At 51.9% G+C, this 25,109-nt stretch carries 18 protein-coding genes; 8 read left to right on the forward strand and 10 right to left on the reverse strand.

Features of this window, described 5'->3' with window-relative positions:
• Positions 1-214: 214 nt before the first annotated feature.
• A complete protein-coding gene (locus ACX1C1_RS03115; protein WP_458955707.1) occupies positions 215-3,940 on the forward strand; it encodes an S-layer homology domain-containing protein in 3,726 nt (1,241 codons plus the stop codon).
• Positions 3,941-4,101: 161 nt separating this feature from the next.
• Here the strand turns inward: ACX1C1_RS03115 and ACX1C1_RS03120 are convergent, their stop codons facing one another.
• The 3 genes from ACX1C1_RS03120 to ACX1C1_RS03130 all read right to left on the reverse strand — a co-directional run bounded on the left by ACX1C1_RS03120 (position 4,102) and on the right by ACX1C1_RS03130 (position 9,936).
• The gene (locus ACX1C1_RS03120) at positions 4,102-4,404 is read right to left on the reverse strand and encodes a hypothetical protein (RefSeq protein WP_458955708.1); all 303 of its coding nucleotides are present in this window, start codon (positions 4,402-4,404) and stop codon (positions 4,102-4,104) included.
• A 159-nt stretch (positions 4,405-4,563) separates the two neighbouring features.
• Positions 4,564-5,154 carry a hypothetical protein gene (locus tag ACX1C1_RS03125; protein WP_458955709.1) on the reverse strand — a complete coding sequence of 197 codons (591 nt, stop codon included), beginning with the start codon at positions 5,152-5,154 and terminating at the stop codon, positions 4,564-4,566.
• Between the two features lie 480 nt (positions 5,155-5,634).
• The gene (locus ACX1C1_RS03130; protein ID WP_458955710.1) at positions 5,635-9,936 is read right to left on the reverse strand and encodes an RCC1 domain-containing protein; all 4,302 of its coding nucleotides are present in this window, start codon (positions 9,934-9,936) and stop codon (positions 5,635-5,637) included.
• A 304-nt stretch (positions 9,937-10,240) separates the two neighbouring features.
• Between ACX1C1_RS03130 and mgrA the strand changes: the two genes are divergently transcribed.
• Together mgrA and ACX1C1_RS03140 are read left to right on the forward strand one after the other, a co-directional pair.
• The gene (gene mgrA, locus ACX1C1_RS03135; protein WP_458955711.1) at positions 10,241-11,248 is read left to right on the forward strand and encodes an L-glyceraldehyde 3-phosphate reductase; all 1,008 of its coding nucleotides are present in this window, start codon (positions 10,241-10,243) and stop codon (positions 11,246-11,248) included.
• 60 nt (positions 11,249-11,308) lie between these two features.
• The gene (locus ACX1C1_RS03140) at positions 11,309-12,127 is read left to right on the forward strand and encodes an AraC family transcriptional regulator (protein ID WP_458955712.1); all 819 of its coding nucleotides are present in this window, start codon (positions 11,309-11,311) and stop codon (positions 12,125-12,127) included.
• A gap of 129 nt (positions 12,128-12,256) precedes the next feature.
• Here the strand turns inward: ACX1C1_RS03140 and ACX1C1_RS03145 are convergent, their stop codons facing one another.
• Positions 12,257-12,736, reverse strand: coding sequence for a DinB family protein (locus ACX1C1_RS03145; protein WP_458955713.1), 480 nt, complete (start codon positions 12,734-12,736; stop codon positions 12,257-12,259).
• 188 nt (positions 12,737-12,924) lie between these two features.
• On the opposite strand from ACX1C1_RS03145, the gene ACX1C1_RS03150 reads away from it, so the two are divergent.
• Entirely contained in the window at positions 12,925-13,332 is a 408-nt protein-coding gene (locus ACX1C1_RS03150; RefSeq protein WP_458955714.1) for a tellurite resistance TerB family protein, read from the forward strand.
• Between the two features lie 130 nt (positions 13,333-13,462).
• Here the strand turns inward: ACX1C1_RS03150 and ACX1C1_RS03155 are convergent, their stop codons facing one another.
• Positions 13,463-14,065, reverse strand: a complete 603-nt coding sequence (locus ACX1C1_RS03155; RefSeq protein WP_458955715.1) for a TetR/AcrR family transcriptional regulator — start codon at positions 14,063-14,065, stop codon at positions 13,463-13,465.
• 240 nt (positions 14,066-14,305) lie between these two features.
• On the opposite strand from ACX1C1_RS03155, the gene ACX1C1_RS03160 reads away from it, so the two are divergent.
• Complete coding sequence (locus ACX1C1_RS03160) at positions 14,306-15,802, forward strand: MDR family MFS transporter (RefSeq protein WP_458955716.1); 1,497 nt, start codon at positions 14,306-14,308, stop codon at positions 15,800-15,802.
• A gap of 62 nt (positions 15,803-15,864) precedes the next feature.
• On the opposite strand, the gene ACX1C1_RS03165 is transcribed toward ACX1C1_RS03160, so the two are convergent.
• The 3 genes from ACX1C1_RS03165 to ACX1C1_RS03175 all read right to left on the reverse strand — a co-directional run bounded on the left by ACX1C1_RS03165 (position 15,865) and on the right by ACX1C1_RS03175 (position 18,612).
• A complete protein-coding gene (locus ACX1C1_RS03165) occupies positions 15,865-17,640 on the reverse strand; it encodes a carboxypeptidase-like regulatory domain-containing protein (protein WP_458955717.1) in 1,776 nt (591 codons plus the stop codon).
• Between the two features lie 172 nt (positions 17,641-17,812).
• Positions 17,813-18,190 (reverse strand): VOC family protein, encoded by a 378-nt coding sequence (locus ACX1C1_RS03170; protein ID WP_458955718.1) that lies wholly within the window; start codon positions 18,188-18,190, stop codon positions 17,813-17,815.
• A gap of 53 nt (positions 18,191-18,243) precedes the next feature.
• Positions 18,244-18,612: an IDEAL domain-containing protein gene (locus tag ACX1C1_RS03175; RefSeq protein ID WP_458955719.1), complete on the reverse strand. Its 369-nt coding sequence runs from the start codon at positions 18,610-18,612 to the stop codon at positions 18,244-18,246.
• Positions 18,613-18,879: 267 nt separating this feature from the next.
• Here ACX1C1_RS03175 and ACX1C1_RS03180 point away from each other — a divergent pair, with 267 nt between their 5' ends.
• The 3 genes from ACX1C1_RS03180 (at position 18,880) to ACX1C1_RS03190 (ending at position 23,011) form a co-directional block, all read left to right on the forward strand.
• Positions 18,880-19,698, forward strand: coding sequence for a hypothetical protein (locus ACX1C1_RS03180; RefSeq protein WP_458955720.1), 819 nt, complete (start codon positions 18,880-18,882; stop codon positions 19,696-19,698).
• Between the two features lie 264 nt (positions 19,699-19,962).
• On the forward strand, positions 19,963-20,580 hold the full coding sequence (locus ACX1C1_RS03185) for a TetR/AcrR family transcriptional regulator (RefSeq protein ID WP_458955721.1): 618 nt from the start codon (positions 19,963-19,965) through the stop codon (positions 20,578-20,580).
• A gap of 85 nt (positions 20,581-20,665) precedes the next feature.
• On the forward strand, positions 20,666-23,011 hold the full coding sequence (locus ACX1C1_RS03190; protein ID WP_458955722.1) for an MMPL family transporter: 2,346 nt from the start codon (positions 20,666-20,668) through the stop codon (positions 23,009-23,011).
• A 101-nt stretch (positions 23,012-23,112) separates the two neighbouring features.
• Here the strand turns inward: ACX1C1_RS03190 and ACX1C1_RS03195 are convergent, their stop codons facing one another.
• Positions 23,113-24,135 carry a zinc-binding alcohol dehydrogenase family protein gene (locus ACX1C1_RS03195; RefSeq protein WP_458955723.1) on the reverse strand — a complete coding sequence of 341 codons (1,023 nt, stop codon included), beginning with the start codon at positions 24,133-24,135 and terminating at the stop codon, positions 23,113-23,115.
• Between the two features lie 33 nt (positions 24,136-24,168).
• Positions 24,169-25,104 carry an aldo/keto reductase gene (locus ACX1C1_RS03200; protein WP_458955724.1) on the reverse strand — a complete coding sequence of 312 codons (936 nt, stop codon included), beginning with the start codon at positions 25,102-25,104 and terminating at the stop codon, positions 24,169-24,171.
• Positions 25,105-25,109: the final 5 nt, after the last annotated feature.

Here is a 25,109-nt window from a genome sequence, read left to right on the forward strand (position 1 = left end):
GATTGCCATCCCTGCGCAATCAACCGCTTCGCACTTAAGCTCAACATTTCTCAACTTCATTGCCAGGATGTAGACGGATGTCAATTTTGGTAGAGAGAAAGTCACGAACGGATGATTTTCTCCAGCCCTTTGCTTAGGTATCTTTAAAGCACCATCACCGGAGCTCAGTGTTGCGAGATGGAATTTAACCGTAACCGAGGTGTACATCTGGACCATGAAAAAACGGAAACTCAGCAAAGGTCTTTCATTATTTTTGACTCTCATGTTATTAGGCAGCTTGATCGCCGTGCCGCAAGTCGGCGCCGAAGACGCGCCGGATGAATCCGTAACGGCTTCGTACACGTATCACGGCGATCAAATCGCGCATGTCATCGATGGCATTATTTCTTACGACGATACGCCCAAGAGCCGTTGGACCGCCTACGAATCCCCGAACGCGCAGGACTGGATCCGCACGACGTACGCCACGGCCCGCGCCAAGGATGCCGTCGGCGTGTACCTGTTCTCCGATGGCGGCGGCATCAAGATTCCGACCGGTATCGACGTGGAATTCTGGAATGGCACCAATTGGGAAGCCGTTTCTAATCCAATCCACTCTCCCGCATCGCTGTCAGGCAACGAGCGCAATCTCATCCGATTCGACTCCGTTACGTCCACCGACTTCCGCATCGTCTTAACGCACGGCGAAGCCAAAAGCGGCGTTTCCGAGGTGCGGTATTGGGATTCGGAAACAGAGGAGCTGCCTACAGGCGAAGTTGTGCCTTTAGGTATCGTATCCGCCTCGTACACCTTCCGTCTGGATCAAGTCGGTCATGTCAACGACGGCATCACCTCCTACCAGACCGAGGTGAAGAACCGCTGGACCGCTTACGAATCTCCCAATGCCAGCGACTGGATTCAGACGAACTTCGGCGGCGCAGTGACCAAAGACGCGGTTGGTATCTACCTATATTCCGACGGCGGCGGCGTACGTGCCCCGCTCTCCTACGATGTCCAATATCAGGACGCAGGTGGAGACTGGGTCAGCGTGCCCGGCCAAACGAAGATACCCGCTGCTCCTGAAGGCAACAAGGTGAATCTTGTAACTTTTGACGCCGTTAGCGCGCAGAAATTCCGCGTTTTGTTTATCCATGACAGCGAAGGCAAGTCTGGTGTGACCGAAATTACGTACGTCGACACGACGCGCAGCACGTTGCCCGCAGAACTTACCATGGGGGCAGCGACGGCCTCTTATGCCAACAACGGAGACTCCGTCGCCACAGTGAACGACGGCATTCTCTCCTTCTCTGATTTCCCGCGCAACCGCTGGACGTCCTATGGCTCCCCGAACTCGTCCGACTGGGTAGAAACGACATATCCGGCGTCGAAATCGATCAATGCCGCCGGCGTCTATCTCTATGACGATGAAGGAGGCGTTCAGACGCCAGCTTCGTTCGACGTCGAATATTGGGACGGAGATGTCTGGACCTCGGTGCCTAACCAAGTGAGAACGCCAGCAGACCCGGCAGGCAACGCACTTAATCTCGTCGTCTTTGATACGGTCGTGACCGACCGGCTGCGCGTCGTCTTCGACCATCGGGCGGATGCCAAAAGCGGCGCGAGCGAAATCGTCTACGTCGACGCTCAAACAGCGCCGCTGCCGCTGCCTGCCGAAGGGCTGGAGCGCGAGCCGTATATTCTCGTCAACTCGCCGGAGCTTGGCTCATCTGTTTCTGGAGAAGTAGAGATCGGCTATTATGCGCCCGATATGAAAAACATCGCCGCCAGCATCTGGCATCAGCCCGACGAGGAGCATCCCGATCCGAACGGCTATGCCAAGACGCTGCCGAACGTAACACCAGACGAAGACGGCTACGGCACGCTTGTCTTCAACGCGGACGAATTCCCGCGCGGTCCGCTCGTCGTCGTCATGCACGGCTGGGATTCGCCCGCCGGCGATCCCAACTTCACCAAATCGGCGACTACCTACGTTCAGCTGTACAACGAGAACGGCGTCGACTGGCAAATCGGCTTGCCCGCCGCTCCTCCTCAGGCGGCAGGCATGTCGGTGAAGTTCGCGGATGATTTCGACGGACCACTCTCCATATCCAAGACTGGTGTCGGCACGACGTATACTTCTACGAAGCCGGATTGGCCAAACGGCTCGCAATTCGGTGAAGCCATCTTCGCGGATCCGACGGATGCCGTCAATCCGTTCGACATTCTAAGCGACGACATCTTGCGGATCCGGGTCACCAAAGCGCCCGAAGGTTATATCGACCCCATGGGCTGGAACCGCAAATATATCGGCGGGCTTCTCTCGTCCGTTCGACTGGATGGCACGGGAATATCCGCAACAAATGGTTATTTCGAAGCCCGGATGCAGCTGCCGGCAGGCAAGGGCGCATGGCCGGCGTTCTGGCTCATGTCGCAGAATAGCTCCGGTCCGGACCATCTCCCGTCGACGGCCGAGCTGGACACCATCGAAGGGTACGGACACAATCCGCAAGGCGCATGTCAAGCCAAGCATTGGTGGTCCGGCAATCCGGAGACGCACGCGACCAATTGCTCATCTGCGAACTTCGCGTATGGCGATAGCGCTTCGACTTGGCATATTTACGGCACAAAAGTGACGGATACCGAAGTCATCTATTATATCGACAACGTGGAAGTATGGCGCCATGACACGTTCGAGCAAGCGAACACGCCACTTTACTTCATGATCAACCTGGCTCTCGGCGGCGGCTGGCCAATCGATCTGGCCACCTATCATGATCAGATCGATCTATATGTCGATTATGTCCGCGTCTTCGAGCCGACTGAGACGGTAGAACCGGAACCGACGCCTTCATCGGGTCCGCAGGAAACCATTTTGCCAACACCTACTCCTGCTCCATCCGGCAAACCAGGCGTTATCCATCCAAGCATCACGAAGGATGACAACGACGCAACGATCTCCAGCTTCGATGAGCATGCTTGGAGCAAAGCTCTCGAGGAAGCAAAGAGCAACGGAATGGATACAGTGGTCATCGACGTGCAAGCCGAAGGTACGATTCTGCAGAAGTTGCCTCCCGCGGCACTCGACGGTCTGAACGGCATGTACGTGTCCATCCGCACACCTGGCGGCGCCGTAACGCTGCCGGTTGGTTGGCTATCGGGGCAGCTCTCTGGCGGCGATGGAGTCGTAGTCAGACTGGAGCCTACAGACAAAGGACTTAACCTGAGCGTATGGAAGGACGGAACGCAAGTCGACCCAGCCGGGCTACTGCTCCCTGCGGGAATTGCGTTGCCGTATAAGCCAACCGTGAAGCAGCTCGCCGCGCCGGAATTCCTAATCATCAAACGGTCGGGCGGCGCTTCAAGCGAAGACGGCATCGTATCCAGCGGCCGTTACGATGCAGCTTCGGGCGGCATGCGATTCGCCGCGAAGCTGGACGGCGCTTCTTTTACCATTGCGTATGACAAAAAAACGTTTAGCGACGCATCTGCCAACCAAGAAATGCGCCACGCAACCGAAGTATTGGCTTCCAAAGGTATTATCCATGGCGTGTCTGGTAACCAGTTCAATCCGCAAGGAATGATTACTCGGGCGGATTACGTCACCCTTCTAATGCGGATGTTCGCTATGCAGGGCGGCACAGAATCGGAGTCAGCGTTCTCCGATGTAGATATCGACTCGTATTACGGCGCGCATGTAGCCGCCGCTCACGATCTCGGCATCGTCCACGGCGTCGGCGCGGGACTCTTCTTGCCGGATAGCCCGATCAGCAGAGATGAAATGGTTATGCTTACCTATCGCACGCTTAAGGCAGCCGGATTGATCGAAGAACATGATTCGCCGGCTGAGGCTCTTGTGCAAGCCGGGTTCCTGAAGGGCACCGCGAGCGGGCTCGAGCTCGACCGCAGCGCCAGTCGCGCCGAGGCGGCAACCATCCTGTACAGGATTTACCTGAAGCTTTAATTTAACCGGCGAAGTCCCCATCCGTGCGTGTAAACGGACTGGGGACTTCTGTTGTTATGAGCGTTGTTACTAATCCCATCGCCTAACGCGCGAACTTTCACAGCGCCGCTCTACAGCTCCTTGCAGCCAACCACGGCGACATAAGAGCCGTTAACATCCCCTCACAGGAACATCAACGTGCCACCGATCACGAGCACCCATACGAGCGGCAGCGCGTTGATCCAGGCGGCCCAGCGGTATTTGCGTTTGTGGTACAATACCCAGCTAACAATCGTTGCTCCAAGGAACCCGGCAGGATACAGCCATACAAACAGAAAGACGGATAACGTAACAGGATCCTTGAGCGCATCAGGCGAATCAAACATCATGAACGACATCATCGCCACAATGAACCAAAGGACGCCGAACAGCAGGAATCCAACTTGGCTCAGGATAAGATAAAGACCTACTTTGGTATTTTTCATAATCGAAACCCCTCATTTCTATGGAAACAACCTGCCTCTATCCTACATTACGATTAACGCTACGGCGACAACGAAATCTAACAATGCAAACAAAGAGCCAACCCCGAACGATGGATTGGCTCTTATATTTGAGATGCAGTTCGCATCGCTATATGTTATCTACTCCGTTACGGTGAATGTTGCGTACACACGAGCATCATAATCGTCTTTCAGGACATCCTGCGTCAAAGCAAAATTAGAGCTAGCCGTTACCAGGTATGTACCTGCCGGCAATTTCAGCTCCTTATCCTCGTAAAACTTCTTCCAAAATTCGGCATCCGGGTCACTAGAGCTGTATCCGCCTGACTTTGAGAATGGGTATTTCACCACTTTGCCCTTCTTAAATTCCGTTGGAGATAAATCCAACGTGCTTGCTCCCAGCATCTCGAAATCCTCCCCGTCTGACAGCGAGAAAACGACTTGTGCGCCTCTGGATCCCCAGACGGTGTAATGCTTCTCCTTGCCGACATATTCAAGAGATGCAGAGATATCAATGGCTTCTCCGACCTTATATGTCGTTTTGGATAAATGGAGCTTCATGTCGAAGTATGTGTCTGAGTGATTCAGCTTCGAATCCTCCAGCTCCGCGGCAACGGTCGGATTAACCGACGGGTCTGGTGAATTGCCCCCTCCGCTGCCCGAATCGCAGCCGCTCAGCGCTGCTGCCGCTGTCATGGAAAGGATTAACATAACGATACGTTTCTTCATCATACCGCCCCCTGGCTGACATTATATAGAGAATAGACGAGTCCGACATCTTTTATGTTTCACATCGGTCTGTATGCCACTGTTGCCGGCATTATGCCTAACATAACATTATGTCTAACGCATTCTCCGCTAGCGGATAACAATTCTGTATTTTGTACATCAATCCAGCCACCTAACCTCGAAGATACGAGTATTCCTGCATTGTGCACATCATTTTAGCGTGGTTCCCCCTTATTTCTCTCTCCTGACCTTAGTATTCCTGTATCGACTACATCAATCGTTCCCGTGTGACTACAAACCGAAGATTATTAATGTAAGCACTACATCAATCTGAAGGACAGCCTTTATGAGCACGTTAACACACCATTCACCTGTTTACACAGCCGCACGGCTGTGCAGGCCTCTGTCGGCGGCCGGAGTTTCGTTCCGATTAGAAGTACACAAAAAACAGGATCGCATGACGCGATCCTGTTCTACACCAGTCTATTCGATTAGATTGGCCTGCTGCAGCAGACGCCGCACGATAACCGCAGCCTCCGCTCTAGTCAATGCATCCTTTGGAGCGAGCATTAACTCGCTCCTTCCGTTAACGATGCCAGCCAGCAAGTTGGCAGCCACCGAATCGAGCGCCCAAGCCGAGATGGATGGTGCGTCCTCGAATGCGGACAGTACAGCTTCTGCTTGAGCATCATCTAACGTTAGATCCAGCTCTGCTAAAACCATCGCTCTGGCAATAACAGACATCGCTTCCTCACGGGTAATTGTATCCTCCGGATGGAAGGTGCCGTCTTCGTAGCCGTTGAGCAGACTGTAGGCATGAGCCGTGGCGATATAATCTGCATATGGATGAGAGGCTGTTACGTCAGTAAACGCCTTGCCGGACTCATCCAGGCTCAGACCTAATGCGCTGATAACGATTGCTGCAAATTCTGCGCGCGAGATGCCATCCTCCGGTTGGTAGTTGGCGCTCGAAGAACCAAATTCGACAAGTCTCGAGCCTATATCGCGAACATCCTTATCCGCCCAATGTCCGGAGATATCCTCATACTTCGCAGGATACGAAACAACTGCGTACAAGCTGTTGCTGCGGCTGTTGATCACGATCTGCAGCACGCCGTCGATTCTTACGATTCGGGTTGGCACATGACGAACCGTACCGTCCTCGTTCACAACGACAGCCGTAGTAATACGTCTGGCGTTCACTTCCCTCGGTAGCACGATCGTACGTTCAACATAAGCGTCGAATGCCGACAGTTCGTATTCGGCTCCCTTATGTGTGACACGAACCGAGTAATGCAAAGCCGGACCAAGAAGCGTGAAGAAACCATTATCAGCAGCAAGCTCCATTGCTTTTAATTGTTCTTCATTCGGTGCAGCAAGCACAATTTGCAGCTTCAAGTCTGCCAGCTCGTCCAAGTCCCCTATGTCCTTCAGGAGATCGTCAAGACCGAGAGCGGAGACAGGCAACGTATAGCTGCCAAGCTTTGTCTGAATGACTACCGTAGCATCTGTGTCAACCAACAGAGCTGCGATTATGCCATTCATTTCGACTATCACTTCGTCAGATTGCAGCATGACCGGGATTGTCACTTTGGCGCCTTTGCCTTCCTGCTTGAGCCAGGCTTCCAGCTTCTGCTCATCTACGGAGAGTACAATCGACTGCTTGCCGTCCTTCTCTGTCAGCAATACCTTTCCAATGCTTTGTGAAACGCCATTCACCCATATATCGATTGTGTTATCATCCTCCGGCTCAGTGCTACCGGAGTCGGTATCGACAATAATCGGAGGCGCATATGGAACTACAGCATTGGAATCAGTCGAAGCGTCACTGTGACCGGCTCCGTTGATTGCCCTCACCGTAAAGGTGTAGCTTTCTCCGTTGGTTAGTCCCGTTACAAGGATCGGACTATTGCCGCCTGATGCAACAATTCCGCCTGGAGTGGAACGAACCTCATAGCCAGTAATGGCATGACCTCCGTTGTCCAAAGGTGGCTCAAAGGATACAGTGGCTTGTCCATTGCCCGCGACAGCCGTTACATTCGTCGGGGCTCCAGGTACTGTAAACGGAGTAGCGCTCACCTGATTGGAGCTACCACTTACCCCGCCTGGATTGGTTGCTGTTACAACAAAGTAATACGTTGTACCGTTCGTCAGACCCGTTACCTGGTGCGAATAGACGGAGCCCGTTACAGTCGCCGCTTCCGCTCCAACGATGGCGGAGTCCGTGCTTTGATAGACGGTATAACCCGTCGCGCCGTCAACTTCATCCCAAGCCAGCTCGACCGACGCATTGCCGGCGACTACCGATTGAATAATAGGCGCGCCTGGCGCTGCAACCTGCGGAGTCGCTTGTACTTCGCTGGAGACCGCACTCTCGAGCACGCCGTTCAGCGCGCTTACCGCAATATAATACACTGTGCCATTGGTGAGATTGGCCAAATCATACCTGTACACCGAAGCGCCTACTGTAATAGGTGCACCATAAACGCCTGATGCGGTGCCGTAGTACACATGATAGCCAGTCGTATCGCTAACCGGATTCCAGTTCAGTGAAATTTGCGAATCGCTGGCAATTACACTAGTAATGGCCGGTACGGCCGGAATCGGGTTAATGGTAAGCTCAGCAGCCGACGAAATGGCAGCCGGTTGAAGCGCGCCCGTTACGACAACACGATATAGATTGCCGTTCATGCTTGGCGAAGTACTGGCGAGTACCAGTGTTGCGGACTCCTCCCCTGCCATATTAACGAAACCTGATCCACTATCTTCTTGCCATTGGTAGGTCAAAGTTCCCGTACCCTCGGCAGCCGCCGAGAACGTCGCTGAATAACCTTCATTCGCAACGACATCATCCGGTTGATCAGTAATTCTTGGTGGCGCATTAACCGTAACGGATACGTCGAAGCTTTCATCGACGCCATTGTCACCGGTTATCCGAACCGTCGCCGTATACGTGCCTAACGTCAATCCGTTAACCGGACGTACCGGGAATACGATCGAACGTATGCTATCATTCAAGTACATCTCGCCCGGTGCGAACGAACCGAATACAAAGCTGTCCGAATCATCCCCCTCGAGCGTGATCGCCATATTACGAATCTCGCCCGTTCCCGTTCTGGCAACCGTAATATTGTGGGCTGCCGGCTGGGCATAACCCTCTTGAAGTGCTGGGAAGGTATGCGCTCCCACTTGTGAAACGTCGATGGTGTACGTAGGTGTGGCCGTTACTGTTGCGCTAACATCAAAGCTTTGGCTGATCCCATTGTTAGCGGTAACCGTGACGGTTGCTTCGTACTCGCCCGCTGTTAAGCCAAGTACCGGTCTTACGTAGAAGTTAGAAGCAGCTCCAACCTCAAGTGCCGGCGAAGGCGTCGCTCCTACGAATTCGAACGAAGAAGCGTCACTGCCGGATATAGCGGCGCTTAAGCCGTGTACCGGTCCCGTCCCTGTGTTCGTAATGGTCACCGTCTTGGCCAGCGACGTGCTGTAGCCTTGCAATAGCGGATAGAAAACAGAAGGTGTCTCTTCAGAAAGATTGATGGAGTACGTCAACCCGTCGTCCACGGCGCCGATCAGGATAGAGTGGTAGAAGCCCGCCGAAATCGCTTTGACTCCGCTTACTAACGAAACGGCATAGGGCGACATTCGATTATGCTGCGTGCCATTGCCTAACTGTCCTTGGAATCCGCTTCCGAATGCGTACACATGTTGATCTTCGGTCAAGACGAGCGAATGCTCCCCTGCCGAAATTGCTTTAATATTCTGTCCGCCAGGCATTGGAACTTGTACTGGAATCGCACTATTGGTATCGTTTCCCTGGCCTAGCCGACCTCCATAGTTGTTTCCAAACGCATACACGTCTTCCGCGTCTGTCAGTACGAGGCTGTATGCGTAACCGGCTGAGATCGCCGTTACATTTGCCAATCCTGTGATTAGAGTTGGTAACCAATGATTTGTCACCGTTCCAAGTCCCAGTTGCCCATCTGTACCTGCTCCGAATGCATAAACGCTTCCATCGGTCTTCAGGGCAAGCGAAAAGTTAAAGCCGGCCGAGATCGCTATAACGTCTGTCAACGATGCAATCAACGTTGGTACCTGATAATTTAAACCATCGCCATGACCCAGTTGCCCCGAGCTTCCGATACCGAACGAATACACCCTGCCATCATCGGTCAACAGCAACGAGTGAAGTCCACCCGCGGCTATCGCAACAAATTCCGGATCGCCTGCAATTCCGGTAATTTCCGTGGGGATAAGCATATTACTTGTAGAGCCAAGACCCAACTGACCGCCGAACCCCGTGCCGAAGGCAAATACTTTGCCGTCACTGGTCAATGCCAGCGAATGTGCCGCCTGCGATTGCGAGTAGCTGCCAGTACCCGCTGCAATAGCTACGACATTCTCGCCGTCCAGCGCTGCAATCTTCGTCGGAACAGCTCGATTCGCTGTGTCACCATGACCGAGTCGTCCATTAGCACCACTGCCGAACGAATAAACATCTCCGTCTTCTGTCAACACAAGCGAATAATTGATACCGGCAGACACTGCCTCGACACTGATCCCGGACAACCCGGCAATCACGGCCGGCGACAATTGATCTCCGACTGAATCCTCACCGAGACCCAGCCTGCCATCCGCTCCCATGCCGAATGCGTAGACATTCTCGACTAACGCAGCAGATACTGTAGACTCAGACGATGCGCTCCAGGGCAGCAACGAAAAAATAAGCATGAAGGACAAGAGCCATTTGGGCCATCTGGCCTTCCTGCTCAATCTGCTATACATCTTTTCTTTTCACTCCTAATTTCAAATTTTATAACCATTTCCTTACTGATCTTCTGTCCCATATAAAGCTATCCTTTCGGAATCAGATAGACTAATTGACATTTTCTACATAAAACGTCATAAACCCTTTTTTTTCGAGTTTTATTTCATAACATCTTTACTGGCGCATATCAAAATCTATGGATCATCCTGGAATCAAGCTTCATGCCATATGATTCGGGCATGGCGCTATATATTTTCCTGAATTGTCGTATCATAATAAAATAAGATCAACTATCCATTAATATGTAGGAGGCTACTCAGCATGCCATATACGGCAAATGAAAATCGTTACAATGAAATGGTTTATAATCGCTGCGGCAGAAGCGGCATCAAGCTTCCTGCCATATCGTTAGGCCTGTGGCACAATTACGGCGGACAGGATGTGTTCGAGAACGGCAGAGCCATTGCCCGTGCGGCATTCGATTCCGGCATCACACACTTCGATCTCGCGAACAACTATGGCCCTCCCCCAGGCTCGGCAGAGGAATCCTTTGGCCAAATCATGAAAAAGGATCTCGCTCCATACAGAGACGAGCTGCTCATCTCTACCAAGGCTGGTTACGGGATGTGGCCGGGACCATACGGAGACTGGGGCTCCAAAAAGTATCTAGTCGCCAGTCTCGATCAGAGCTTACGGCGGATGGGTCTCGATTACGTTGACATCTTCTACCATCATCGTCCGGATCCCGAAACACCGCTAGAAGAGACCATGACCGCGCTTGACCTGATCGTCCGCCAAGGGAAGGCGCTATATATCGGACTCTCCAATTATCGGGAAGCCGAAGCGCGCGAGGCAGTCGCCATCCTGAAGAAATTAGGCACACCTTGCCTGATTCACCAAGCAAGCTATTCGATCCTCGATCGTTGGATCGAAGACGGCTTGCAAACCGCCATGAGCGAGAACGGTGCCGGTATCATCGGCTTTGTGCCGTTGGCGCAAGGCGTGCTGACGAACAAATATTTGAATGGGATCCCGGCGGATTCACGCGCGGCCGGGCATAGCCAATTCCTGACCAAGGACAGCATCCCTGATTCCAAGCTTGCAATCGTAAGGCGATTAAATGAGGTTGCAGCCCAGCGGGGCCAAAGCCTGGCGCAGATGGCGCTGGCTTGGGTACTTCGCAGCAACGGGGGCGTTACCTCGGCGCTGATCGGAGCAAGCAAGGTTTCCCAGATCGAAGAAAATGTACGAGCGCTGGATAACCTCACATTTACAGATGAAGAGCTCCAGCTCATTGACCGCATTTCACGCGGTGATATCGTTTCATAGAAGGCAATCGCACAAGTATTGTACTTGTGCTTGCCTTATTTCATGGAAAGGGTCTACGCCATGATCGAATTTCTTCCCGCAAATCTGCATCAACTCGACCTGCATCTCATTCAGTTCGGCGAGGAGCAATGCCCGCCGAGCCATACTGTAGGTCCCGGCATACGGGACTATTACAAGATCCACTTTATCCTTGAGGGCGAAGGCCGCTTCGAAATCGAGGGCTCCGAATACCGATTGAGCGAAGGACAAGGGTTCCTGATTTGTCCCGGTGCTGTCGCCCGGTATGTAGCTGATGATTTACGGCCTTGGCGATATTGCTGGATCGGATTCGACGGCATCAAAGCCGCAGCCTTGCTTAAGCAAGCTGGTTTATCGAGCGAAGAGCCCATCTTCCGCAGCGCCGATCCCTCACGCTTCGAGATGATGACAAGCAGGATGACTGAGTCGCGTTCGATGAAGAGCGGACGGGATATGCTGCTGACCGGCATGCTGTATCTGTGGTTATCCGCCATAGCAGAAGCTCGCCCTTTGGAGCAAGACATTGCACCTATTCGTTCGCGGGAGCGTTACGTTGCGCAGGTCGTCCAATTCATTGAACGTAATTATGAGAGCCGCATCACCGTATCCGATATTGCCCAGTTTGTCGGGCTGCAGAGAAGTTACTTGAATGCATTGTTCCAGGAGTCCGTCGGATGCAGCATTCGGCAGCATCTCATCGCTTACCGAATGCGCAGAGCGGGAGAGCTGTTGTCCGCCACGACGCTTTCCATCGGAGATATTGCCAGATCCGTTGGCTATGAGGATCCGTTGCTCTTCTCCAAGATGTTCCGCAAGACGATCGGGACATCTCCTTCCGATTATCGAAGAGGCAAGGGATGAATACGCGCTTTGCATGATTTCAATCCGTACAATCCGTACATCAATAAGAAGCCTCCGTCACCACTATCTAAAGTGGAGACGGAGGCTTCTATTCGTAAGGAATGACCGCATAGGCTGTCATTTGTATCTTTATTTTTGCATTTGCATCTCTTTTGTTGGTCCCAACACGCCAGGAACAGGCAGACCTGCTTGACGCAGAAGCACCGTCATTTGGCCGCGGTGATGCGTTTCGTGAGTGACCAGAACACGCAGGAACTTGCCGCGCGGCATTTTGCCAGTAAACGCTGTGATCTCCTCTTCCATCTGCTCATCTGTCAGTGGTGTCACGTCACGTGTATAAGCTTCTATGATCGCTTCGTATTGGGTTACAATCTCAGCCATTGTGGCCGGAACTGGAGCGCCGCGTTCGATCATTGGAATATGAAGACCCATAAAGTGTCCAAATGCTCCTGCACTGCCGACCAGATGCCATGCGAGCCAACCTAATGTGCTGTGCCCTTCAACGATAGCCGTGTTCATTTTGTCATCTGTAATGGCTTTAAAAACGGCTAGCGTACCTGCGGATGATGCTGTCCATTCATCCAGGAAATCTTGTGATTTACGATACATAAGTCATAATCCCTCCTCTTGATGTCTTCCTGACTATTCTAATCCAGCCAAGCCTGCATTTCAAATTCGGTAATCACCTGCAATTACTGACTTCCTGCTTGAATTTGCCCCACAACTCCACTAAACTTGACGTATTGTCCAATACGCAAGAAACCATGTGTTGGACGAGAGTAGAGGAGTGAGCGGACTTGTTCTTGCAATTTATCGAGGAACGTGAGCATAAAGAAGCTTTTCTGGAGCTTGCGCACCGGATCGCGAAGTCTGACGGCTTTGTGGGCCGCAACGAATTAGCTTTTCTGCAAGGCTGTATGCTGGAGCTGGGAATTGAACAATGGCAGCCTACGGAGATGACAAGCCTCTCCACGGCCGACTTGATCGGCAATCTTCAAGACGAGCGGTTGAAGCGTATATTTTTGGCCGAGATGCTAATGCTTATCTATGCTGACGGTAATTACAATGATAAAGAAAAAGCGATCTCGGACGAGATACAGCGGCTGTTTGGCTGCGAGAGCGAAACATTCGACAAATTCAAGGTATGGGTCGAAGGTCTGAATAAACTTAAGGTGGAGGGCATGAAGCTCGTGCTGGACGTTTAGTCGACTTACATGAGAATCGGATGGCGAGCATTGGATTACGAAGTAGAACAGCAACCATGACAGCAACAGGCGGCTTATCCGTCTCCTGAGCTGACATGGCTGCTGTTTCGCGTTTATGGGATATCGTTGTTTAGTTACCCTCCGGAATCGGATGTTTGCCCAGTAAAGTGAACTGCTCCGCAAGATACTTGGGTGTGAACGGCATGTCGTTACGAAGCCATAACACGATCGTGCCGATTAGTGCAGACGAATTGTACCAGATTGCAATCTCCTTCTGGATGCCGGCTTTCATCCTGTTGGCTTCGTTGCTCCGTCGCTCCGAAATGACCGTTATGAGTTCCTTCAGCAGCTTAAGCAGACGATCGGAGAAGATCGTCGTTCGTTTGGACGCCAATACGACCTTATAAAAGCTCGCATTGCTTGCGATATGCTCCAATAAGTTTAATAGGATCGTTCCGTCCGGATCCGTTTCATAATCGTTGTCATCAGCGGCCGGCTTCTGCAAGATCCCTTCAATATTGCTTGCCATTTCGTCTGCGATCTTATCCATCATGTCGGGTATATCCCGGTAATGCAGATAAAAAGTAACACGGTTGATCGTTGCTCTCTCCGCAATCTTATTGACCGATAACTTCTCTATATCCATCTCTTGCAGAAGAGACACGAACGCATCTCGAATCAGTTGCCGCGTACGAATAATACGCGGATCCGCACTGCTTTGCTTTCTCACCAATCTGCCCCCCTCTTTCAGCTATGTCTATTCCTTTCATGCTACATTTCCTTTTATCGTCGTCTATCATGATGAGTATAAGCAACAGATCCAGCGTACATGTAAACTAAGCTACAGAGCACAATAAAGCTGTCTGTTGATCTTTGGATTGACCAAGGACTATAATCTAATTTATGCAATGTATACTATACAACACGTTGTAAATTTAGTCCAACAGAGAGATACCGAAAGGGATGGAGAGAAATGAGTACCAAAAAAGCTACACAGGACGGTGATTCCGTCAAGAAAGGTCCCATACTGTTCGTCATGATATTAGGCGCGTTCTTAGCTACACTTAATCAGACGATTATGAGCGTCGCTACGCCTGAGCTGATGGTTGACTTCGATATTACGGCTGCAACAGCGCAATGGCTGACTACCGGTTATTTGCTAGTCAACGGCGTATTGATTCCGATCACTGCTTATTTCATGCAACGATTTACAACGAGACAGCTATTCCTTACATCGATGATCATATTCTTAATCGGTTCAATCGTTTCTGCTGTCGCTCCAGGCTTCGAAGTCTTATTGGCTGGACGCATGATTCAAGCTGCCGGCGCAGGCATTATTATGCCGCTGCTTATGAACGTGATCTTGACCTTGTTCCCTGCCGAGAAACGGGGAGCTGCCATGGGCATGGTGGGCTTCGCCATTATTTTCGCCCCGGCTATCGGGCCTACTACAGCCGGTTACGTTCTTGAGCATTATGCTTGGGAAACCATGTTCTATGGCATGATTCCACTCGCCGTCATCGTCATTGCTTGCGGCTACATCTACCTCCGCAACGTTTCGGATAAAGTCGCGACTAAGCTCGATGTACTGAGCGTTATCTTATCGACTGCTGGATTCGGTGGACTTCTGTACGGTTTCAGCAGTGCAAGCAGCAAAGGATGGTCGAGTGCGGAAGTGACCATTACGATCGCTGTAGGACTTGTTGCTCTTGCGCTGTTTGTCTGGAGACAGCTAACGTCCGCGCAGCCCCTGCTTGACCTTCGTGCATTCAAATACAAGATGTTCTCCTTAACAACTGTTATCGGCCTCGCGGTTACGATGGTGATGTACGCCGACATGATGCTGCTGCCTCTGTACCTGCAAAGCGCTCGCGGCTACACCGCATTAGAATCTGGTTTGCTGCTCCTTCCAGGTGCGCTTGTTATGGGCTTCCTGATGCCGATTACCGGCAAGCTATTCGATCGCTACGGGGCCAAATGGTTGTCCGTCATTGGTCTTGTCATCACAATCGCAACAACCGTCGGCTTTATAAATTTGACGGATCACACAAGTTATTCTTATCTTGTCCTAATGTCCACAGGTCGACGCATTGGTATGGCACTGCTCTTGATGCCGATCCAGACTGCCGGACTTAATCAATTGCCGAGAAGCTTGAGCGCTCACGGCACCGCGATATCCAACACCGTAAGGCAAGTCGCCGGCGCAGTCGGCACGGCACTGCTCGTTACAATCATGTCGGACCGCGCGAAGACTCATGCTGAAGAGTTCGTAACCTCCGGCGCCGCTAGCGGATGGTCGCAGGCGCAGCTAGGCATGGAATCTACGATTCAGGGCATCAATGACGCTTACCTCGTCATCATCGGCATCGGTATCGTAGGTCTGGTACTTTCATTCTTCATCACACGAACTTCACCGGCTGAGGAGCCAACTTCTGCTGGCGTTCGACTAAACAAAGAAGCCGTTAATTAAACTCTTAAACGAAAAGACGCTCTCGAACCCGCTTCAAGCAGGTTCGAGACGTCTTTATTATTTTACCAAGTCCATTGCCACAGCTTGACCACCCCGACATCGGTTTGGGCGACCGTCGTGTTGCCTGCCTTATCCGTTGCTGTATAAGTGATCGTATATCGTCTTGTCAGCCCAACCCCTGGCGCCTCGGCTCGAAGATCGAAATCCGTATCGTAGGTGCCAAGCTCAGCATTCTGGATATCATCCGCCGTTGGCAAAGTACCGTCGCCTCCACTTTCATGAATCGTGATAGACGTTAATTGTACCGATTCGATTCCCGAATAAAAGTCTGCACGCACAACATTCGCTCGAATGGACTTCATAAGACCGCTGGCCGGCGTTATGATTGGTGGATTAGGCAGAACGAGCAGCATGGGCGGCGTCTTGTCGATCTTTACAATATGCTGCTGGATTGCCTCTGTGTTGCCGGCGATATCCACACTTCGGTAATACAAACGATGTTCTCCTTCTCGCGAAAAAGGAATGGCCCCGTCATAATCGCGCCATGTCCGTCCTCGGTCCAGGCTATACATGGTTTTCTCAACGCCGGACACATCATCCGCCCAGGACAAGGTAACACTAACGTTGCTCCTGTACCAATTGCCGTCCCCTGTTTCCCCGGATGCAGAGGCTATTGTCGTTGGCGCTGTCTTATCCAAGTTTATCTGCAATGAGCCCGTGCCGATCAACCCTTCCGCATCTACTGCGCTACCGGTAATGATTTGATTCGCTCCTTCTGTAGTCACGAGGACAGGCGGATCTATCGTGAGCTCGCCTTCCTCGTCTTCAGCGTGGAAAGATACAAGCACATCTCTGTTGTACCACTCGCCTCGATCCGGTGCACGCTCCGCAGTTGCCGTAACCGTTGGGGGATTGTTGACGGTTGTTTTCCGGAGCTGCACGGACAACGGGTACACACTTCCGTTCACGACGATCGGCTCATTCACAGCCTCATAACCTGGTGCCGTGGCGCTTACCGTATAGGGGCCTCCGCGCAGGATGTCGGAGAAGAAATAATGGCCCGCCTGATAAAGCGGCAAATCCGTTCCCGCCAATGCGACTACTGCGTTCTCAAGCGGTTCGCCCGTGACAGCGTCCGTCACATCCACCTCAAGACGCCCATTGAAATACATAGGAGGTCGATCATAAACGATTCGATCCATAATGCGCTGATCACCGGAATGCATTGTAACTGCTTCCTCCATGCTTTCGTTGAAGATTAAGCTGAATGTATTCTCGCCGCGGATAGACTGAAATTGCCCCGGCTCCAGTGAGAGTGCATAACGTCCATCTTCGTCTGTCCGTGTCTCGCCGATCGTAATCCGCCCTTCCCCCCGTCCCAGATTGACTATGAGACGTATGGGATAGTCGCTGACAGGCGTCGTATATTCGTCACCGTATGATAACTGTCCGCTTAACGTCGACATCACTTCTGGCAGCCGAACGTCGAGCGTTGGCTCCCACACCTGGTACACAATCATATTCCCTCTCACATCGAGGATTGCTGAGACGGCATCCCCAAGCTCCCGCTCATAGGCAATCTCGTATCTCCCCTGCTCGTCCGTAGTGCCTGAAGCAACGAACCGAAAGGAACCATTGTATAATCCAATCCGCACAGTCGCACCTTCAATCGGCAAACCTTCTTCATCCAGAATTGTCCCTTGTAAGGAACGGGATAATATCTCTCCCGTCGCGTTCACACTGCCGGCATGGATCGTCATGACAACCAATGAAATGATAATGGCCACTACTCCAATAAAAGTTAACTTTCCTCCCCTTGACTCGGCTTCACCCAACATTTTTTCATCCTCTCCTTCGCTTCAAATGGTTTTGATTGAACGTTTGTTCTTAATAAAGAATACCACGAAATTATAAAATTTGTATATTCATCCTCATTCATCCATAAAAAAGAACGATGCCCAAGTCATCGACTTCAGGCACCGTTCTTCTGTAGTGTTTCTAATGAGACTTTTAGTTTCTCTCCATCACAGCAAAATAGTTCTCTTCGTAATCCGCGAAGTTAAACACTCTTCCACCCGGCAACGCGACGATATCTCCTACAAAAATATCTCGTTCCTTCAATGAAGCGTACAGCTCATCCAGCGACTGCGTGAAGAACATCAAGGAAGGCGTACCCAGATTCATACCCGGATTCATCTTGGCGACAAATTCCTTGTTATGAAGAATAATGGTCGTGTCCGCTCCCTTGGGAGCTACTTCGATCCATCGGAAACCTTCGCCGTTATCCTCTTCTGCTACCAGATCGAAACCTGCAACTTCAGTCCAAAATGACTTCGCTTTGTCTTGATCATTCACGTAAAGCATGATCTGGCCTACTTTGTTGAACATGATTGGTCCACTCTCCCTATCGAATAGCTTCCCTTACATGTCCCATCGTACCATTAACCGATCATGTTTCCCAGTCGATTATTAGGCTTCGTCTGAGTGAGTCTCTCGGACGCGTGAAGCAGTACCAATTGCCCAGTATTTATGCCGTCTGTCAGCTCCATAAACCAAGCTTCGTCCCTCGTCGCCAATGCCAGATCAATCAAGTCATCGACATGCCTTAGATCCTCGGCATCTATTCCCTCAACCGACTTAATCGTCGACAACTTGACAGTCGCGTATTTCCTTTCACGCTCCACGTTATCTGACTTGACGACATATAACGTGATCAAGCTCTGCAATCGGTCTGCCGACTCCACAAAACCATACACCATCTCACCATCGCCCGTTATCCCGTGTACCCAATCGCTTACATTTACGTTCATCTCCATACACCGCCTGTCATCATCATATTTGGTAAACTTTTAACTGTAACAAATTATTGTACATTTAAACCATGAGGAAACGTTGCCGCCAGCAGCTTACGGCGAACCGCTTTTTATTTACCACTTTCGGTTGTTACTGTAATTTTAATAGTTACAGTTGACATTGTCAACTGCGATGCTCTAACTAATCGAATACATTCGGTATTACCCTTGTTGGGTCAAAAAATGTTAAAATCAAGTCATACCATTAGAAAAGGCGGACAAGTCATGGAGCAACTCGCAACGATTGAGCCGGTCGCCTATACGGCGTTCGAGAACGACACCGATCAGCTTGAGAAAGGCAAGGAGTGGGGCCTCGTTTCGGAGAAAGCCATCAAGATGAAAGCCCTAACCTACAAAAAAGAAGGCAAAACATTGCCTTGCACGATCATAGGCTTCGCAGATCAAGTAACGGCCGTTATTCGTTTCGACAATGGCCAGTTGCATAGTATACACCCTTCCTATCTAAAGGAGATGCAAGCGGCGAGCTTCGGCAAGAAGTCCGCAGCCGACTCGGACAATGATGGAGACGGGGCGGGATCTGCACCAGCCGTTAAGGAACCGACAGGAACGGATGTATCCGTAGCTGAGTCCGCTTCGAGCAGCGACACAGCGGCAGAACAAACCGAAGCTTCCTTGTCCGACGCGCCGCCGTGGGATGTGGATCCAGCAGACAGCAGCCTCCAGAACGTTACATCTCCGGCACCATCGCCAATATCGGGAGCGCCGAAGAAAAGCAAGAAGGAGAAGGTGGAGCTGCCAGAGGGCAAGGTCAGCCTGCAAGCTACCGTCCAAGAGTTTACAACCGTGCCGAACCACTTCTCTGATACCGACGACGAGGTTATCATCTACGAAGCGGTTTCCATCAATGATCCGCCTGTGGAGCTTGGCAGTGCCTGGTCCAGTCACAGCGCCACGATCAAGAAGCTGGAGCTGGCCATTGGCGATACAATCACCTTCGATGCCAAGATCGTAGCCAAAAAACTGACGAAACATCCCGTCCCGTATAAAATCAACAATCCTGCCAAAATTCAAAAGGTGACCTGATGCAGACCTTTAAGGCGAATCGATCATTCACCGAATAAGGACTTGCCGACCAACGTTATCCACTATAACGTAGGCCGGCAAGTCCTTTTATCGTTGACGATCTCGTCCCGGATCACCCAAATCCGAACGTTCACAAATCATCCATTTTCTTGCCCAATGGGCAAGCTTTATTCTGATAAAATATTGCTCATTGGGCAATTATGATGATAAAGTTGATTGCAGAACGCGGCTAAATCCGGAACACCGTATCGGAGGTGACACACCATGATGCACAAACCTAGCTTGCGCGAATCCAAGAAAGAAGCGACGGCACATGCACTAGGCGAGGCGGCTTTCCAGCTTGCACTGGAACATGGCATGGATGGCTTCGTCGTCGAAGATGTTGTACAAAAGGCTGGATTCTCCCGCCGTACGTTCGCCAACTACTTCTCCTGCAAGGAAGAGGCCGTTGCAATGGCGACCGTTCCTTATCATGATGTCGAAGAATTCTATGAGCTGCTGCATGGGATGCCGGAATCTACCTCCCCCATCGACGCTATGCACCAGTTCGTAAAGATGCAGCTGGCAGAAGAATCGCTCCGCAGGTTGAAACAACTTTTCACCTTGTCCAAAAGCTATACTTCGCTGGAGCCGTACACGCTAATTGCCGTGCAGCGCGTGCAGCGAGAAGCGCAGAAGCTCCTGACCGAGCTATACCAGCACACACATCCACCCAGCTATACGTATTTGCTTGTAGGAGCGGTCTGTTCAACCATCATACCGCTGCTCGACGGGACGCTCCACGTCACGCTCCCTGGCGAATCGCCCGAAGAGGATCCTGGAGCCCAGTCGTTCGACGAATACTTTAATATAGCGTTCGGTTACCTTCGCAACGGCTTCTAAATGAGCTGCCACTGCCTTGCACGGTTGTCTTAAAATCGCCAATCGCCAATATTAAAAGCTATCTAAAGGAGAGACATCACCCCTTATGTCCAAATTATTGTATCGAATCGGTAAATCCGCATTCAACAAGCCATGGCTCTTTATTGCAGGCTGGCTGGTCATTATCGGCATTGTCGTTGCTATGCTCGTTATTAACGGCATGAGCGTAAGCTCGGAAATGAAAATCGACGGCACCGAATCGCAAAAGGTGCTGGATAAGCTGGAGCAAGAGCTCCCGGAAGCGTCCGGCGGTCAGGCGAGCGTATTGTTCTCCGCGCCTGAGGGTGAGCGGCTTGATACGCCTGAACGTATCGCTACCATAAGCGAGGCCGTCGGCAAAGTATACGAGCTCGACTATATTATTAACCCTGCAGAGTTAGCCGCAGCAGCAGGTGCGGATCTCAGCGCAGGGCAAGGCGCCGATGCTGGTGCCGCACAGCAACAAGCGGGCAATGCCCAAAGCACCGAAGGCATGGAATTGCCGCCATATATGCCGTTAATGATTAATGGCATGCCTGTTCCCGGCGTGCTGATCGCAACAGACGGCAGCATCGCGTTGTTCCAATTCCAGTTCACCGTGCAACAGAATTCATTGCCCGCGGGCGTTACGGATTCTGTCGTAGAAGCGGTTACCGAGGCCGTGGATGGCTCCGGCATTATTCCTCTGCCGAGCGACTCGCTCAAAGCGGTTGAGGTTCCGATCAGCGCTACTGAAATATTGGGGCTGCTGATCGCGGCCGTTGTCCTCGTGATGACGTTAGGGTCACTGGTTGCAGCAGGCCTGCCCATCATTACCGCATTGTTCGGCGTAGGGATTGGTGTGGGCGGAGCGTTCGCTCTCTCTACCTTCGTGGCTATGACGTCATTCACACCTGTACTTGCTCTGATGATCGGCCTGGCGGTCGGCATCGATTACGCACTCTTTATCGTAAACCGGCAGCGCCGGCTTATCTTCGATCAAGGTCTGACAGCTCGCGAAGCTGCAAGCCGCGCGGTTGGTACGGCGGGCAGCGCCGTATTCTTCGCAGGTTTGACTGTCATCATTGCATTATGCGGTCTGCTGGTTATCGGAATTTCCTTCCTCAGCATGATGGCCATAGTAGCTTCTGTCACCGTTCTTCTCAGCGTATTAATCGCACTTACGCTGCTTCCGGCGTTTCTTGGTCTGGTCGGCGAGCGTATCTGCTCGGAGAAAGCGCGTGAAAAGCAGCGCGCCAAGGCAAAAGGCAAGCAGCATGGTTTCGCTTTTACATGGATCAAAGGTATCGTGAAGTTCCGCTGGGTAGTTATTATTGCGGTTATCGCTATTCTGGGCGCAGCGGCTATTCCTTCTGCCAAGATGGAGCTCGGTATTCCTTCCGGCGAAAGCGCCAACCTGGATACATCGGCTCGCCAAAGCTACGAAGCAATTTCTGCCGGCTTCGGAGAAGGCTTCAACGGTCCGCTCCTTCTTGTGGCGGAACCCAAGGATTCATCAGGCACAATTGCTCCAGAGGTGCTTGGAGGTATCGTACAAGAAATACAGAAACACGATAATGTTTCCGTCGTAACGCCTGTAGGCATGAATGCTGATGGCAACATCGCCATTCTTAGCCTTATTCCGAAGACAGGTCCAACGGATATCGAAACAAAGAATCTTGTGCAAGAGCTACGATCCGATGATTCGGGGATCTCCAGCAACTTCGACATCAACTTGGGCGTAACCGGATTTACTGCGATCAACATCGACATGTCGAGCCGTCTGGCCGAAGTGTTCCCGACCTATATCGGTGTCATCGTCATTCTGTCACTTATTATCTTGCTGCTCGTATTCCGCTCCATCCTCGTCCCAATTAAAGCAACGGTTGGTTTCCTGCTAAGCATTCTTGCTACGTTCGGAATTACAACGGCTGTGTTCCAATGGGGCTGGGCAAGTACCCTGTTCGGCGTCGATACAGGCGGTCCGCTCATGAGCTTTATCCCGATTCTCGTGACGGGCATTCTATACGGACTTGCAATGGACTATCAAGTGTTCCTCGTATCCTCCATGCGCGAATCCTATGTACACGGACATCGTGGAGTCTCCAGTGTCATTCATGGCTACGAGCAAGCTAGCCGTGTTGTTGTCGCAGCAGCGGTTATTATGGTCGCCGTGTTCGCCGGCTTCGTGATGACGCATGACATTATGATCAAACAAATCGGCTTCGCCTTGGCCATTGGTATCTTCATCGATGCATTTTTTGTCCGGATGGCGCTTGTGCCAGCCGTTATGGCACTCTTTGGCGACAAAGCTTGGTGGCTGCCGAAGTGGCTCGACCGCTTGCTGCCGAACCTCGACGTCGAAGGCGACAAGCTGATTGCTGAGCTTGCAACTCAAGAAGCTCCACAGAAAGCACGTGTAGCGGGACGTTAATTCATCATCGTCTCCACCTTATCGTCAAGCGAACAGCCCTCCCCCTGATAAGAAGGGGAGGGCTGTTTCTTTGTGCGCGTGCACGCTCGTTTGTTCGTTCGTTATCCGATGTCCACGACTGCCTTGATGACTTTGGAGGCGGGATTCATCCATTCGTCAAAGCTTTGTATCATCTGTTCAAACGGCGCGCGATGCGTAATATATGCTTTCATATCCACTTTCTCCTGCTTCAGCACCTCAATGACATGGCGGAAGTCCTCTGATGTAGCGTTACGGCTGCCCATCAGCGTCAGCTCACGCTTGTGAAATTCGGGATCCGAGAACGTTATCGCCTCTTTGACCAGTCCCACGAACACCAGCTTGCCGCCATGCGCGACATAATTGAAGGACTTCGTCATGGAAGCGGCGTTGCCTGTCGCGTCGAATACGACCGTCGGATAGTCGCCTCCTGTCATCTCCGCTAGACGCTCCTGCACATCAGGAGCAAGCGCGTTTATCGTCTCGTCGACACCGGCCCATGAGACACAGAAGTCCAGCCGTTCCTGCGAGATGTCCATCGCGATCACGCGTGCTCCCACATGCCGGGCCAGCGCCATAACCCCAAGACCGATCGGTCCCGAACCGATGACAAGCGCCGTATCGTCAGCCGTAAGCTCCGCGCGTCGCACCGCATGTGCACCAATGGCTAGCGGCTCAAGCAGGGCCGCTTCGTCGAGCGTCAACTCGTTCACGTTTAATAGATGCCGCACAGGCACGGAGATTCTCTCTCGCATCCCGCCATCGCGATGTACGCCTAGCACTTGCATGTTCGTGCAGCAATTGCTCTTGCCTCTCCGACAAGCGATACAAGTGCCACAATGCAGATATGGGATAATCGCGACCTTATCGCCCACTATATGACCCTGCATGTTCTCTCCAATCGCTTCGATAACGCCTGACAACTCATGCCCCAAAATGCGCGGATATTCAAAGAACGGCTGGTTGCCCTTAAACGCGTGATAGTCGGTACCGCAAATGCCGATCCTCCGGATTGCAACGATGGCATGTCCCTCCTCAAGCTCCGGCTCGGGCAGATCCATCCTCATGCTGAATTCCTCTACTTGCTCACATACGATCCCTTTCATCCCGTACCTCCTTCGCCGATTAGATGGAATAACTTATTCTGTATTATACCGGGGCAAACCACTGACCCACGTACGATTGTGAATAGGACCTAACATCTCCAGCACTTCCTCAAGCAGCTCAAGATCCATAGGTTCGTCCGTCCATGCCGCATTGCGCGCGATGTTAAGCGGGTTCGCCGTGCTGACCAGCGTGGTGGGAATGCGCTCATCCGATGTCGAGAACTGGATCGCCAGCTTGGCGATATCCTCTCCGCGCTCGGCAACCCTTGCGGCAGCTCTAAGACAAGCCGCCTTGAGCTCCGGGTCCGCCGGATGCCAGTCCGGCGCGCCGCGCGTGCCGAGCAAACCCATCGACAAAGGCGAAGCGTTGATCAAGCCTACGCCATGCTGATCCAGCAAAGGCAGTAAACGAAGAAGCGACGTATCGTTAAGCGAATAATGACAATACGAAATAATGACATCGATTTGCGCTTGCGGCAGCAATTCCTCAAACAAAGCAAGCGGCAAGCCACAGATGCCGGCGAATCTAATTTTGCCCTGCTCCTTCAGCCGATGCAGCGCCGGGATCGCTTCCTCTATAATGATAGCCGGCTCTACAAACTCGATATCGTGCAGGAACAACATGTCCACGTAGTCCGTCCGCAGTCTGCCCAAGCTTTCCTCCAGACTGGTTACAATCCGCCCAGCCGAGAAGTCGAACGTATTATCGCCGTATCGTCCGGCCTTGGTAGACAAATAGAAGCGGTCGCGCGATGTCTGAGCGATCGCTTGGCCTAGCACAGTCTCTGCCTTGGTCGCTCCATAATAAGGCGATACGTCAATTAAGTTGATGCCCGCGTCCAAAGCTGCGTGCACGGTGCGAATCCCCTCGTTATCATCTGTCTCCCGAAACACGGACCCTAGCGAAGAGGCGCCGAAGCTAAGCTGCGACACCGCCAAGCCCGTATGGCCTAGTTGACGATATTCCATCGATA

Source organism: Paenibacillus sp. strain BS8-2, assembly GCF_054483835.1.